The organism is Thermorudis peleae, assembly GCF_000744775.1.
GTDB lineage: Bacteria > Chloroflexota > Chloroflexia > Thermomicrobiales > Thermomicrobiaceae > Thermorudis > Thermorudis peleae.
Window position 1 is genome coordinate 907,153 of the sequence record NZ_JQMP01000003.1, and the last position, 13,927, is coordinate 921,079.

13 protein-coding genes are annotated in these 13,927 nt (G+C 60.4%); 12 read left to right on the forward strand and 1 reads right to left on the reverse strand.

Annotation, left to right across the window (positions count from 1 at the left end; genetic code table 11):
- Positions 1 to 24 precede the first annotated feature (24 nt).
- From glmU to N675_RS07205, 12 genes are all read left to right on the forward strand, one after another.
- A complete protein-coding gene (gene glmU / locus N675_RS07150; RefSeq protein ID WP_051914420.1) occupies positions 25 to 1,455 on the forward strand; it encodes a bifunctional UDP-N-acetylglucosamine diphosphorylase/glucosamine-1-phosphate N-acetyltransferase GlmU in 1,431 nt (476 codons plus the stop codon).
- 8 nt (positions 1,456 to 1,463) lie between these two features.
- A complete protein-coding gene (locus N675_RS07155) occupies positions 1,464 to 2,402 on the forward strand; it encodes a ribose-phosphate diphosphokinase (RefSeq protein ID WP_038039535.1) in 939 nt (312 codons plus the stop codon).
- A 48-nt stretch (positions 2,403 to 2,450) separates the two neighbouring features.
- Positions 2,451 to 3,692, forward strand: a complete 1,242-nt coding sequence (locus tag N675_RS07160) for a hemolysin family protein (RefSeq protein WP_051914422.1) — start codon at positions 2,451 to 2,453, stop codon at positions 3,690 to 3,692.
- Positions 3,689 to 4,234, forward strand: coding sequence for a biotin--[acetyl-CoA-carboxylase] ligase (locus N675_RS07165; protein ID WP_051914424.1), 546 nt, complete (start codon positions 3,689 to 3,691; stop codon positions 4,232 to 4,234). Before N675_RS07160 ends, N675_RS07165 begins: the two co-directional genes overlap by 4 nt.
- Before the next feature lie 137 nt (positions 4,235 to 4,371).
- Positions 4,372 to 5,592 (forward strand): acyl-CoA dehydrogenase family protein, encoded by a 1,221-nt coding sequence (locus tag N675_RS07170; protein ID WP_038038734.1) that lies wholly within the window; start codon positions 4,372 to 4,374, stop codon positions 5,590 to 5,592.
- Between the two features lie 12 nt (positions 5,593 to 5,604).
- Positions 5,605 to 6,165: a gamma carbonic anhydrase family protein gene (locus N675_RS07175; RefSeq protein ID WP_038038735.1), complete on the forward strand. Its 561-nt coding sequence runs from the start codon at positions 5,605 to 5,607 to the stop codon at positions 6,163 to 6,165.
- Positions 6,158 to 6,925: an enoyl-CoA hydratase-related protein gene (locus N675_RS07180; RefSeq protein ID WP_231577964.1), complete on the forward strand. Its 768-nt coding sequence runs from the start codon at positions 6,158 to 6,160 to the stop codon at positions 6,923 to 6,925. Before N675_RS07175 ends, N675_RS07180 begins: the two co-directional genes overlap by 8 nt.
- Before the next feature lie 37 nt (positions 6,926 to 6,962).
- The gene (locus N675_RS07185; RefSeq protein ID WP_038038738.1) at positions 6,963 to 7,733 is read left to right on the forward strand and encodes an electron transfer flavoprotein subunit beta/FixA family protein; all 771 of its coding nucleotides are present in this window, start codon (positions 6,963 to 6,965) and stop codon (positions 7,731 to 7,733) included.
- A gap of 27 nt (positions 7,734 to 7,760) precedes the next feature.
- A complete protein-coding gene (locus N675_RS07190; RefSeq protein ID WP_038038740.1) occupies positions 7,761 to 8,756 on the forward strand; it encodes an electron transfer flavoprotein subunit alpha/FixB family protein in 996 nt (331 codons plus the stop codon).
- A gap of 9 nt (positions 8,757 to 8,765) precedes the next feature.
- Positions 8,766 to 10,064, forward strand: a complete 1,299-nt coding sequence (locus N675_RS07195; protein WP_038038741.1) for an FAD-dependent oxidoreductase — start codon at positions 8,766 to 8,768, stop codon at positions 10,062 to 10,064.
- Positions 10,065 to 10,138: 74 nt separating this feature from the next.
- Positions 10,139 to 11,005, forward strand: a complete 867-nt coding sequence (locus N675_RS07200) for a CvpA family protein (protein WP_038038743.1) — start codon at positions 10,139 to 10,141, stop codon at positions 11,003 to 11,005.
- Positions 11,006 to 11,121: 116 nt separating this feature from the next.
- Complete coding sequence (locus tag N675_RS07205) at positions 11,122 to 12,810, forward strand: hypothetical protein (protein WP_038038744.1); 1,689 nt, start codon at positions 11,122 to 11,124, stop codon at positions 12,808 to 12,810.
- On the opposite strand, the gene N675_RS07210 is transcribed toward N675_RS07205, so the two are convergent.
- Positions 12,761 to 13,846 carry a hypothetical protein gene (locus tag N675_RS07210; RefSeq protein ID WP_051914426.1) on the reverse strand — a complete coding sequence of 362 codons (1,086 nt, stop codon included), beginning with the start codon at positions 13,844 to 13,846 and terminating at the stop codon, positions 12,761 to 12,763. The two genes, N675_RS07205 and N675_RS07210, sit on opposite strands and share 50 nt — an antisense overlap.
- Positions 13,847 to 13,927: the final 81 nt, after the last annotated feature.

Sequence of the window (13,927 nt, forward strand, 5' to 3'; positions counted from 1 at the left end):
CCGGGCAACCGGGCGGAGGAGAGTATGACGTCGCCTCTCCAAGCTGAGAGTCCTGATAGTTCCCCAGATTCATCATTGCTGCAGGTCGCGGCCGTTGTCCTTGCGGGTGGCCTTGGCACCCGGATGCGCTCTCGTCTCCCCAAAGAATTGCAGCCGCTTTGCGGTCGGCCCTTGCTCCGGTATGTGCTCGATGCTCTCGCGCCGCTCCCCTTTGCCCAGCGCATCATCGTGCTGAGTCCTCGCAAGCAGGCGGTGACCGCCATGCTCCCGGAAGGGTGGCACGTTGTCTGGCAAGAAGAGCCGCTCGGCACGGGGCACGCGTTAGCCCAGGCACTGCCTGCATTGCAGCCAACGATTACCCACGTCCTTGTTGTCTTCGGCGACCATCCACTGGTAACCAGTGATGACCTGGGCCGCCTGGTGCGTGCGGTGGAAACGGAGCGTCCGCTGGTTGCCGTACTGACGACCATGCTCGATGACCCAGCGGGGTATGGGAGGATCCGCCGGCGCGGTGAAGCAGTGGCGGGTGTCGTTGAGGCGCGTGACGATACGGCGCACTACACGGGCCCTGTTGAGGTTGTCAGCGCGGCGACGTGCTATGACCGTGCCTGGCTCGAGCGTGCAATGCCGCGGCTGCCGCGGAGTCCCTCGGGCGAGTACTACCATACGGCACTGGTCGAGATGGCCGCAGAGACGCCATGGCCGGCTCTGCCCGTTGTCACCGTGCGCGCACCGGTTGAGAGCGCGCTTGGCGTCAATGATCGGCTTGAGCTGGCGCAGGCGGAGCGAGTTTTACGCCAGCGGATCCTCGAGCGTCATCTGCGCGCCGGGGTTGCTATTGTTGACCCGGCGACGACCTATATCGATGCTGACGTTGTGATCGAGCCAGACGCTCGGATTGAACCCGGGACGATGATTATGGGAGCAAGCTGGATCGGGGCAGGCGCGCGAATCGGCCCGTACGCCATCGTGCGCGATAGCCGAATCGGGCGCGACTGTGTGGTGATAGCATCCGTTGTTGAAGAGAGCGAGCTGGGAGAAGGGGTCCATGTCGGACCGTACTCCCATTTGCGCCCGGGGACACGGCTGGCTGACCGTGTGCACGTCGGCAATTTTGCTGAGCTGAAGAATGCCCATGTTGGGCCGGAGACGCGTATTGGCCATGTGAGCTATATCGGCGACGCTCGGCTTGGCGCGCGCGTCAATATTGGCGCTGGAACCATAACCTGTAATTACGACGGCGTTGCCAAACACGAGACGGTGATTGAAGACGAAGCGTTCATCGGGAGCGACACGATGCTGGTTGCGCCAGTGCGTGTTGGCGCGCGCGCGCGAACGGGGGCTGGCAGTGTCGTGACGCATGATGTGCCAGCGGGCGAAACGGTCGTTGGTGTTCCGGCGCGGCCGCTGGCCTCGAAGCAGACGCAGAAAACGGCAGAACAGACGGAAGCGTGAGGCAAATGGTGGAAGGTCGGCTCCAGCTCTTCACTGGAAATGCGAACCCGCGGCTTGCGCAAGCAATTGCCAGTATTCTGGAGACTCCGCTTGGCCGCGCGGAAGTCGGCGCATTCAGTGACAGCGAAACGCGAGTGCGGCTCGAAGAGAATGTGCGTGGCTCTGACGTCTTTGTGATCCAGCCACTCTGCGCTCCAGTGAACCAGCACATTATGGAACTGCTCATCATGCTCGATGCGGTGCGCCGGGCGTCGGCTGCTCGAATCACAGCCGTGATCCCGTACTACGCGTACGCTCGACAGGAGAAGAAGACAGCTGGGCGCGAGCCGATCAGTGCCAAGCTCCTGGCTAACCTCTTGACGACGGCAGGGGCCGACCGCATTCTCACCGTCGACTTGCATGCACCAGCAATTGAGGGCTTCTTCGACATTCCCGTTGATCATTTGCGGGCGACACCAATTTTGGCGGCGCATGCCCGTCGTCTCGGCCTTGAGCGGCTGGTTGTTGTCAGTCCGGATACGGGAGCCGTTGCGCGGGCTGAAGAGTTTCGGCGGCGAGTCGGGGGCGGACTTGCCATCATCTCCAAGCAGCGCCCCAGCCCAGAAATGGCCGAGATGCATGAGATGGTTGGCGAAGTTGAAGGCCGCGATGTCATTATCGTCGACGACATCATTGCGTCTGGCGGCACGCTCCTGAAAGCAATTGAGCTGTTGCAGGCTCGGGGCGTGCGGCACATCTTCGCCGCAGCCATTCACGGTGTCTTCAGTGGCGATGCGCTGCGGCGGATTGCTGAATCACCGATTGAACGTGTCTTCGTGACCGATACGATCCCACTGCCTGACAATGGCCCGGTCGACAAGATTGAAGTGCTGACGGTCGCGCCGCTGCTCGCTGAGGCGATTATGCGCATCCATAAGGATCTCAGCATTAGTGCACTTTTTACATAATAGCCAAGCGCGGCGTGCCCACGGGCGGACACGTGGAGCGGTGATGCATTGCGACACGACATCGTTGTCATTCTGGAGCTCATCCTGCTAATCCTTGCAACGTTCGGCCTCCTGCTTGCGGCAATTGCCGAGGCTGCATGTACCGCGGTCTTTCGCCGTCCATTACGCGAATTGCTTGAGCTTTTGGCGGAACCGGCGAGTTTGCCGGCTACGCGGTTGGAGCGTTTGCGCCAGGCGACGGATGGGGTACGGGTTGCGCTCCTGCTGATGCAAGGAATCCTTGCGCTCGTGCTGAGCGACCTGCTCCGCCGGCTGCTCGGCACAGCCGCGCTGGCTGTCGGCATCGTGAGTGTTGCCGGTGCCGCGATCATCGCCCAGGGTGTTGTGGTTGCGGTCGGACGCTCACGTCAGCGAGTACCCATCGGAGCCCAACGGCTGGCACTCTGGACTGGACAAATTGCTCGGCCCCTCGTTGCGCTTGGTGCACTGTTTGCTCGCGTGGTCGCTGGACCACCACAACCCTCGCCACTTTCGGCAAGCGGGATGAGCCCAGACGAAGAAGCGGCGATGGTTGTCCGTGTATTGCGCCTCGACCGGTTGACTGCGCGTGATGTCATGGTCCCGCGGATGGACATTGCAGCGGTCCCTGCTGACATGATGGCCCGGGATGTCTTGGCGCTTGCTCGGCAGACGGGCCATGCGCGCTTTCCGGTCTACCGCGAGCGCATCGATCAGATTGTTGGTGTGGTTGTGGTCAAGGATGTGCTGCAACTGCTTGAAAATCCCGCGTTGCTTGAGCAAAAACGTGCTGGTGAGCTTGCTCGCCCAGCGTACTTTGTGCCTGAGTCGAAGCGGCTCGATTTGCTCTTGCGTGAGTTACAACAACAGCGCATGCCTATGGCCATCGTCGTTGACGAGTTTGGCGGTACGGCTGGACTGGTCACCATCGAAGATATTCTTGAACAGATTGTTGGTGAATTGCGTGATGAGTATGACGCCCAACCACCTGAGGTGCAATGGATTGGGCCAAATGAGGCAGTAGTTGATGGCCGATTGAGTCTCGAGGAGCTCAGCGCAGCGTTTGCTGTACCGATTGACGATGACGAGGCGACGACGGTCAGTGGCCTTGTCCAGCAGCAACTCGGGCATATTCCGCAAGCTGGCGAGTCGGTTCACATTGATGGGTTGCGGATCGAAGTGTTGACGGTCGAAGGGCGGCGCGTGCGGCAGATGCGTATTGTGCGTGAGACGCCAGCCGAGGTCAGTCCACGAGAAGTTGAGCAAGAATGATCTGCTGGCGTATCGAATGGCTTGACCGCGTCTCGTCAACGATGGATGTTGCAGCTGAGCGGGCACAGCGTGGTGCGCCCGCCGGCACGGTCATTGTTGCCGATGAGCAAACGGCAGGACGTGGGCGTGAAGGGCGGCGGTGGTTTGCTCCGGCCGGGACATCGTTACTGTTTACGGTGATTGCGCGCCCTCCGTTGGCGGTAGTTCAAAATCCGATGCTTTCAGTTGCAATTGCCGAGCGTGTTGCAGCGGCATTGATGCCATTAACGGGATTGCCGATCACGATCAAAGAGCCGAATGACCTCATGGTCAACGGGCGGAAGCTTGCGGGCATTCTCTGCCAGAGCCGCATTACCCGTGATCAGGTCGACTATCTGCTGATTGGTATCGGCTTGAATGTCAACATTCCCCCCGACCAGTTGCCTTTGCCGACGGCAACAAGTCTCCTCGCTGAAACTGGTCGTGTCTTCGATCGCCACGCCTTACTTGATGCCGTGCTACACTCGCTGCGTGAGCTACCAGGAGTGTGGGATCTGCAGTAAGTGGCGGGTGCGGGGAGGAGCGCTGCAAGGCGAGATGTGGCCAGGTTGCGAGCGCGTCAGCCCCTCCCCTATACTGCGGTCAAGCCGCCGGCGAATCCGGCTGGCAGCGAGGAGTTGCCGGGCGAGGGAGGAACACCATGGATTTTTCGTTTACGCCTGAACAGTTGCAAGTGCGCGACATGGTGCGCGAGTTCGCGCAGCGGGAAGTCGCGCCCTACATTCGGGAATGGGACGCCAAAGGAGAGTACCATCCCGAAGTATTCCGCAAGATGGGCGAGCTAGGCCTGCTTGGCCTGCCGATCCCCGAGCGGTATGGCGGCGGCGGCTTTGACTATATCAGTCTCGCCCTGATGTGTGAGGAACTGGAGGCTGTTGACACGTTCTTGCGCGTCGTCATCAGCGTCCACGTTGGGCTGAACAGCCTGACGCTCTTGCAATGGGGCACGGAGGAGCAAAAGCAGCGCTGGCTTGTGCCCCAGGCACGGGGTGAGAAGCTTGCAACATTTGCACTTACCGAACCGGGGGCTGGCTCAGACGCTGGCAGCATCCAGACTCGTGCGGTCAAAGATGGCGATAGCTACGTGCTCAATGGCGAGAAGATGTGGATTTCGCTCGCCAACACTGCTGATCACTTCCTCGTCATCGCTACGCTTGATCCATCCAAGAAGCATCACGGCCTTGCCGCGTTCATGCTCGAGCGCGGGATGGAGGGACTGACAACGGGGTCGCTTCACGGCAAGCTCGGCGTACGAGCCGGAGATACTGGCTGGATATCACTGCAAAATGTGCGCGTGCCGGCCGAGAACATGATCGGTGAGCCGGGTGAAGGATTCAAGATCGCGATGAGTGCGATTGACCAGGGGCGATTCACCGTCGCGGCCGGTGCGTGCGGGTTGATCCGGGCATGCCTGGAGGCGAGCATCAAGTACTGCCACGAGCGGCAAGCCTTTGGCCAGGAGATTGGCCGGTTTGAACTTGTGCAGCAGATGATTGCCAAGATGGTCAAGGGGTACGAGACCTCGCGGCTGTTGGTCTTCCGTGCCGCTGAGCTGAAGAACCGCGGTATCCGCAATACGCGCGAGACGTCCCTTGCCAAGTGGGTTGCCTGTGACGCTGCATTTGAAGCGGCAAATGACGCGATTCAGATTCACGGTGCCTACGGCTATTCCAATGAATATCCTGTCGAGCGGTACTTCCGCAATGCTCGTGGCGCTGTGATCTACGAGGGGACACGGGAGATTCACACGATTCTGCAAGCAGAATACGCGCTGGGCTACCGGGTCGATCGGCCGTTGCGTTGCCCGCAGCCGCCAGCGCAAGGCTTTGAAGCCCAAACCCCCTCGGCAGCGATGGTGTAAAGGGGGTGTCTCGTGGCGGCATTGCTCCTTCCCTTCGGGGGCAAGCGTCCGCGTGTTGCCGCGGATGCGTTCATCGCACCAACAGCCGTCGTGCTCGGCGATGTTGAGATCGGTGAGCAGGCAAACCTGTGGTTTGGCGTTGTCGTTCGTGGCGATATTGGCCCAGTACGGATTGGTGCGCGGACGAACTTGCAGGAAGGTGTCATCGTCCACGTCGACGAGGGCTATCCCACGATTCTTGAAGAGGATGTCACGGTCGGCCATGGAGCAATTGTGCATGGCGCGGTCGTCGAGCGCGGAGCCCAGGTCGGCATGGGGGCCATTCTGCTGACTGGCTCGCGGATCGGTGCTGGTGCGATTGTTGGCGCTGGTGCCGTTGTGCCGGAGGGAATGGAAGTGCCGCCCGGCAGTGTCGTCCTTGGCGTCCCTGCTCGTGTGCGTCGCGAGGTGAGCGAGGCGGAGCGTGCGGCGTTGCTTGAGCGGGCAGCGCGCTATGCGGCGCGCGGGCAAGTGCTTCGAGCGTTGCTCGCCGAGCTTGCCCAAGGGAAGGAGACGCATGATGGCGATGGTTGAAATACGGCGCGAGCCGCCGATTGCCTGGGTGACGCTTAATCGTCCAGAGCGGCTGAATGCGCTCAATAGCCAAGCGCTCATTGACCTGCGTGAGGCTTTTCAACAACTGAGCCATGATGATGTACGGGTCATCATCCTGACAGGGGCGGGGGATCGTGCCTTTGCTGCCGGCGCCGACATCGCCGAAATGCGCGAGAAGTCTCCAACGGAGGCGCTCGCGTTTGCCCGCCTGGGGCAGGCGGCATGTGATGCGATTGCGCAAGCTCCACAGCCGGTGATTGCCGCGATTAACGGGTTTGCACTCGGTGGTGGTTGTGAGATCGCACTAGCCTGCGATATCCGGCTGGCAAGTGACCGGGCAGTGCTTGGTCAACCCGAAGTGACACTTGGCGTGCCACCAGGGTGGGGTGGGACGCAGCGGCTGACGCGACTTGTTGGGCCCGGCGTTGCAAGTGAGTTAATTTTTACTGGCCGCCGCGTGAGTGCTGAAGAAGCGCTCCGGATTGGTCTCGTCAACGCTGTTTATCCCGCCGATGAACTGCTTGACCGCGCCCGCGAGCTTGCGCTTGCTATCGCCCGCAACGGCCCAATTGCTGTGCGCCTCAGCAAGGCAGCCATCCGTCAGGCATTGGATGTTGACCTGAATAGTGGGTTGGCGTTTGAAGCTGAGGCCTTTGCGCTTGCGTTTAGCACAGCTGACCAGCGTGAGGGGATGAGCGCATTCCTTGAGAAGCGCTCAGCGCAATTCCAGGGGCGCTAATGTCGCAGGAAGCCTGACGAGAACAGGGGGCAGTATTGTGCGCATCGCTGTATTAGTCAAACCGGTTCCTGATCCGAGCGCACTTCGGTTCGATCCTCGACATGGTGACCTCGTGCCAGGGGTGCAGCTCGTTGTTAATGAATATGACTTGTATGCTGTTGAGGCAGCGCTGCGCCTACGGGAGCAGGTTGGCGGCGACGTCATTGTTGGGACAGTCGGTGGTGGGGCACGCGAAGCGCTCAGCCGATGCCTGGCAATGGGCGCTGACCGCGCTGTCTGGATCGATGGTGATGGACTGCCCGGTGATAGTCTCACCACAGCGACGGTGGTAGCGGCCTGGCTCCGACAGGAAGAGCCGGACGTCATCTGGGCTGGCCAGGAGACGAGTGATGCTGGTACCGGCAATGTTGCGCCGCACGTTGCCACATTGCTCGGGTGGCCGCTGGTGAGTAATGTCGTTGGTTGGCAATACCAAGACGGACAGTTCACGCTCGAGCGCGAAATTGAAGATGGCCACCAATTCCAGACGGTTGCACCGCCGGTCGTCCTCTGCGCGCTCTCAGCCCTCGATACGCCGCGTCTGCCGACCTTGCGCGGCATTATGGAAGCACGGCGTAAGCCACTCGAGCAACGCACGCTTACAACGCTGGGCCTTGATCCTGCGGCGCTTTCGCCTCGCGTGCAATGGGGCAAGCTGTTCGAGCAAGAGCGACGGGCTTCCGGCATTGTCTTACAAGACGTCGATCCAGATGAGGCCGTTGAGCGCTTCATTGCGTTCTTACGCGAGCGCCGGCTGCTTGCCTGGTAGCCGAGTGAGTGGAGAGGGGAAACTGACGTGGCTGGCGTGCTGGTTTTTGTCGAATTAGCCGGGAGCGAGCCGCGCGGGGTTGCGCTCGAAACGCTCGGCGCAGCTGCTCACGTTGCTGGGACGCTTGGCGAGGTGACGGCGCTCGTCATTGGCCATGAGTGTCACGCTGTTGCTGAGCGCATCGGCCAGTATGGCCCAAGCCGTGTGCTCGTTGTTGATGATCCCGCGTTTGCTGCACCGGTTGCTGGTCCGTACGCGCGAGCGCTGGAAGCAGCCGTGGCTGCAACGGAACCTGCGCTCGTCTTGCTTCCCGCGACGACACTGGGACGCGATATCGCACCGATTGTTGCGACACGCCTGGGTGCGCCGCATCTCGTTGAATGCATGTCTTTGACGGTTGAGGACCAGACAATTACGGTGACACGCCCAGTGTATCAGGGGAAATTGCTCACCACGGTAACGGCGCCACGCGACACTGTTGTGTTTGCAACGGTACGTGCTGGTGCATTCAAGGCACCAACACCGGATGAAGCCAAGCAGGCGACAATCGAACGCATGACAGTGACGCTGGACGCCGCTGACCAGCGGGCAGCGGTGACCGGGCTGGCGCCAAAAGGGCGTGGCGGAACGGCGCTCGAGTCCGCCCCGATCGTTGTCGTTGGTGGGCGAGGCATTGGTGGCCCACAAGGGTTTGCCCTGCTTGAGGAATTAGCTGCAGCCTTGGGTGGAGCGGTTGGTTGCACGCGGGCAGTTAGTGACTTGGGCTGGCGGCCCCATGATGAACAAATTGGACAGACCGGCAAGCAAGTCAGCCCGAAGCTTTATCTCGGTGTTGGCGTCTCTGGGGCAGTGCAACATACTGTTGGTATGCGTGGAGCTGAGGTTGTTGTTGCGATCAACCGTGATCCGAATGCTCCCCTCGTGCAAATGGCCGATTTTGCCATCGTCGCCGACTATAACGAGATCGTGCCGCGTTTGACAAAGCGTCTGCAGGAACTGCGCGAAGCGGCGGGCAAGGCATAAGGACGGCGGATGAGTCAGGAACGGGTTGACGTTATCGTCGTCGGAGCGGGTCCAGCTGGCACGGCTGCAGCGCTGACGTTAGCTCGGGCTGGGCTCAATGTCGTGGTGCTCGAACGCGGAGCCTATCCCGGGGCAAAGAATGTCATGGGTGGCATCCTCTATCGCCAACCAACTGAACAGCTCGTCCCAGAGTTTTGGCGTGACGCACCGCTTGAGCGCGCGATCATTGAACAACGCTACCTCTTGCTGACCCAGGACAGCGCTGTTGGCTTCACGTTCCGGAGTGAGGAATTGGGGCGGGAGCCAGCGAATGCCTTTAGTGTCCTGCGGGCGCCGTGGGACCGATGGTTCGCTGAGCAAGCTGAAGCCGCCGGTGCGTTCGTGGCGAGTGGTGTGCTCGTCGAGGACGTGTTGTGGCGGAGCGGCAAAATTGATGGAGTGCGCGCCGCTGGTGATGAGGGCGACTTATTTGCTGATGTCGTCGTCATTGCTGATGGGGCAAACTCGCTGCTCGCTCAAAAGGCTGGTCTGCACCGGGAATGGCGCCCGGAAGAGCAGGCGCTCGTCGCAAAGGAACTCCTTCGTCTCTCAGAAGATGAGATCAATCGTCGGTTCAACGTTCCGTCAGGACTGGGTGTGGCGATCGAGGCCTTTGGTGAATCGACCTGCGGGTTGCTTGGCTATGGCTTTCTGTATACCAACCGCGACACGCTGTCGATTGGCACGGGTGCCCTCCTGTGTGACTTGATCGAGAGTGGGCTCAACGTCAGCGATATGCTCGATCACTTCAAGCGTCACCCAGCGATTGCCCCATTCCTTGAGGGCGCTGAGCTCGTTGAATATTCGGCTCATCTCATTCCCGAAGGCGGATGGCGTGCCATGCCGCCGCTCTATACCGATGGCGCACTGCTTGTCGGCGATGCTGCGGGCTTTGTGAACCCATTGAGTCGCGAAGGTTCAAACTTCGCGATGATCTCCGGTAAACTCGCTGCTGAGACTATCCTTGAGGCGCGAGAAGCTGGGGACTTTTCTGCTGCGGCGTTAAGCCGTTACCGCGAACGGCTCGAAGAGAGCTTTGTCTTGCAAGATCTGTGGACCATTCGCAATATCACGCCGTTCGTCCATGAGCGACCCTATCTGTTGCGCGCTATCCCGGAAGCGCTGGCCGAAGCCTGGAAGAGCTATTTGACGGTTGACAGTACCCCGAAGCGCGAAAAATATACCAAGATTCTGCGTCAGTTCCTGAAACGGGTGCCGCCGCGTCAGCTTTTCGCTGATCTGATAGCAGCGCGTCGGCTTCTGCGCTGATCGTCTGGCAAACAGCAATCGGGCGGCATGGTACCCTTGGCAGCAGCACAGCGTGCTGCTGTGGGGAGGTGCTTGTGAGCCCGTACGCTGTCCTCGACATCTTGCTCCTGATTTTGCTCGCGCTCTTTGTTCCCATTGGCATCTGGCGAGGAGCGCAACGCGAAGTGCTGGTAACGTTCGGCATCCTTCTTGGTGTGGCGCTCGGACAATTCTGGGCGCAGCCATGGGGTGGTGTGCTGGCACGCTGGACAGGGCTCAGCCAGAACGGCGGGGCCTTTCTCGTTGCCATGATCTGTCTTGTTGCCGGGACATTCCTGATTGGCTATGGATTAGGCTCAGCAATGCTGATGCCGCCGCCGGGAACGCTCGGACGACTCGCTGGTGCAGTGGTTGCGGCTGTCAATGGCGCGCTGGTGCTGGGCTTCGCCTTACAGCATATTCAGGGATACCTCTTGGCTGGCAGTTCCATTCGCCTTTTCGACCAGGCTATCGTTGCTCACTATCTTAGTAGAGGAGTTGGTTGGTTGTTGCTGGCGAGTGCTGTTGCGCTCTTGGTGACGATCCTGATCCTCGTGCTGTTCGGACAATCGGGGACAATTGTGGTTTACGAGGAGGGAATGCCATCTGAACCAGGCCCGGTGACGCAGCAGACGCGCCGCTACGTCCCAGGTGGCGTTGAGACCAAGACAGCGTACAAGACCGAGCCTCCGCGACGTCCAGCTGAGGAGACGCGTCCGCTGCGTGCGACGGATGTTGAGCCGGGAGGACGAGTACGAGGGAACCTTAGCGATCAAGAGACAGCGGTGATTGCCCGATCAGCGACCCCAGCAGCCGAGGAAACGCGTCGGCAAACGCCGCTCGAGACTGGCAAGTGCCCCTACTGCCACGCCGACCTGGATGGTACTGAGCTGTTTTGTCCTCGGTGCGGTCACGTGCTCTAGTTGCCTCGGTCCGTCCCGCTCGTTCCAGAGAGCCGCTTCCAGTCAGACGGGCGTAGATGATCAGGAGAGGGTAAACCTCTCCGCAGGAGGAACATGGTCTGGGAGGTAGGAGAAGGTTGGTCACACCGCGTGTGAGCGTGCTGGAGCGCCTGCAGCAGACCCCTGTTGTGCAACAGCGTTCCTCACGCTGGTATTGGTTCTGGATTGCGCAAGCACTCGTAGTCGCAACTGGTTTTCGCCTCTGGTTCGTGCTCCATAGCAGTTTCCCATTGAATGATGGCGGTCTCTTCTACACGATGGTACAAGACCTTGAGCATGCTCACTTCCGTTTGCCTTTCTACACGTCATACAATCACGCGCATATCCCGTTTGCTTACCCTCCTCTTGGTTTTTATGTTGCAGCAGCACTTGATCGGCTTGGCTGGCCAGTGCTGAGCGTGTTCCGCTTTCTTCCAACGCTCGTCAACGTTGCCAGTGTTGCCGCCTTTGTCCCATTGAGCCGGGCCATGTTGCGCTCATGGCGAGCAAGTGCTGCCGCAACGTTTGCCTTTGCCTTGCTGCCAATGGCGTTTGCCTGGCAAATCATGGGGGGAGGCATCACCCGTGCGTTCGGGCAGCTTTTTGCCGTGATCGCTCTGCATCAGGCGTACCGACTCTACACGCGACGGCAGCGGCGATATGTGGTTGGACTAGCGCTCAGTGCTGGCCTAACAGTGTTAAGCCATCCTGAGGCGGCGTGGTTTTTAGCGTATAGTGTGCCCTTGTTCTGGTTGTTCCTGGCCCATGACTGGCGTGGCCTGCGAGACTCGCTCCTTGCAGCGCTTGGCGCAGTGTTCCTAACGAGCCCATGGTTGGTGACGGTCCTTGCGCGGTACGGATTCGCCGTACTCCAACCGATGCGTGACTCGGGTTGGGCACCCTATAGTGGCATCGGTCGCTTTGCGCTCTTTGACCTCACCCGCGAGCCGGTCTTCCCACTCCTTGGTGCCCTTGCCCTGGTTGGAACGCTTGCCGCGCTGGCTCGTCGGCAGTTTCTGCTGCCGGTTTGGCTTGTGGTTATCCCGGTTCTACAGTCGCGTGCCTTTGACCAGCGCGCGGTAGTGCCACTAGCGCTGCTGGCAGGTATTGGGCTGGTTGAGGTTGTGTTACCCCTGACACAACGGGCACTGCTTGGGGTTGCACGCGTTCGGCTACCAGCTGGTGGGCGGCTCCTGACCTGGTTGAATGGAGCTTTCTCCCCTCGACGCTATCGCCTGCGGCATGTCTGGTTGCTTCAGGTGCTGCTGATTCTGATCGTGGTCCAATCGGTCGTTGCGACGGAACGAGGATTTCGGCCGTTACTGACTGGTCTTTCCGCTGATGACCGTGCAGCGATGGCCTGGGTGGCAGAGCAGACACCGCCGGACGCGCGCGTGCTGGTTGTCACGGGCGAGACATGGTTTGCCCAGGACCGCGTGGCTGAGTGGTTCCCAGCCTTGACAGGCCGCACCAATGTTGCCGTTGTCCAGGGGTATGAGTGGCTCGGCCAGTTCTCAGATCGGATGAAGGCGGCAACTGTTCTGCAAGGGTGCGGTACGGTCGGCGTGAGTTGTCTGGAATACTGGGCAGCCCAGACTGGACAGTCATTTGACTACATCTATCTGGTCAGTCAACCCATGTGGGTCGATGGTGTGCGTCACGAGCGCTTCGGCGCCTTGGCTGAGGAACTGGTCCGTGATCCCGACTACGCCTTGGTCTACAGTGGACCGGGCGCGCTTATCTTTCACCGGCAGGCGGTTCCCAGTTGGTGGGGAGGAAAGCGCTAAGGAGCAGCGGAAGCACGCGTTGTCGCCACCATGCGAGTATCGGCGGAGCGAACGCGACGGCTAACGCTGGCAAGTAAATGCATCCAATGATCCAACCGGTAGCCATTTCAGGTGAAGTGCCCTTCCACACCGCATCCCCAGGGGTGAGTCGCCAGCCCCAATAGCCGATCCAGCTGAAGACAGTAAGAAAGAGCCCTTCGCGCCACGAACGCGCCATCAGCCAGAGCGGGAGCTGGTCATAGAACCATAATCGCTGCGGCATGATGGCCATAGCGAGCAAGAGGCGGGCAGCCGGATCGTGCCAGCGGAGCAGGGCGAGCAGCAGCACGATCCCCGGAAAGACCTGCAGCGGCATCGGGTAATGGCTCTGGTGTTGCAGGTTGTGGAGCCAGTCGAGAGGCCAGCTCGGCAAGAGTGGAAGCGTCAGCACGACAAAGTAGAGCGCGCGGAGCCACTGCCGTCGATTGCCATGGGTTAGCAGCACAGGAATCCCAAGGTTCGGCTTGGCCAGTGCGAGCGGCGCGAGTGCTGGGGCAAGCGCAGCGGCGACAATGAGCGGAGACCATTGCGCAACTGAGGCGGCAACGTAGAACGGAGCGCTCACGAGCAACGGCACGAGCCGCCATTCCTGCTTGCGCGCAATAAGATAGGCCAGCGTGCCAGCACAGATGCCGAAGAACGTTGGACCACCAAGCCAGGCTGGTAAGAGCGCAAATGGCGCGGCGACCACGACCGCTGGTAAAGGATAGAACAGCGGCGCATCAAACGGATAGGGAAAGATCGGCGAGAGACCTGGGTCATGGTATGGGTTGTGACCATGGATTAACAGCCGGGCAGCACGCCAGGCCCACGTGAAATCACCCGCGTAGCCGCCTCGTTGAAGTAAACAGATAAGGCTAACGAGTGCACTCAGTCCCCCGACGACGAAGGCAAAGTGTCGTGGATGCTGAGCCCAGTAGTCTGTCCAGAAGCGGAACGGATGCGCAGTAGCCTCGTCGGGCAACGGTGCTAGGCGAAGCCTGCGCAGTCGGTGCATGCTCCCGTCCCTCGTTCAGCTGGTGGGGCCGTGCGAGAAGTCGGCTATAGGCTCGCCACATGCTGAGAAGCCCGCACCAGC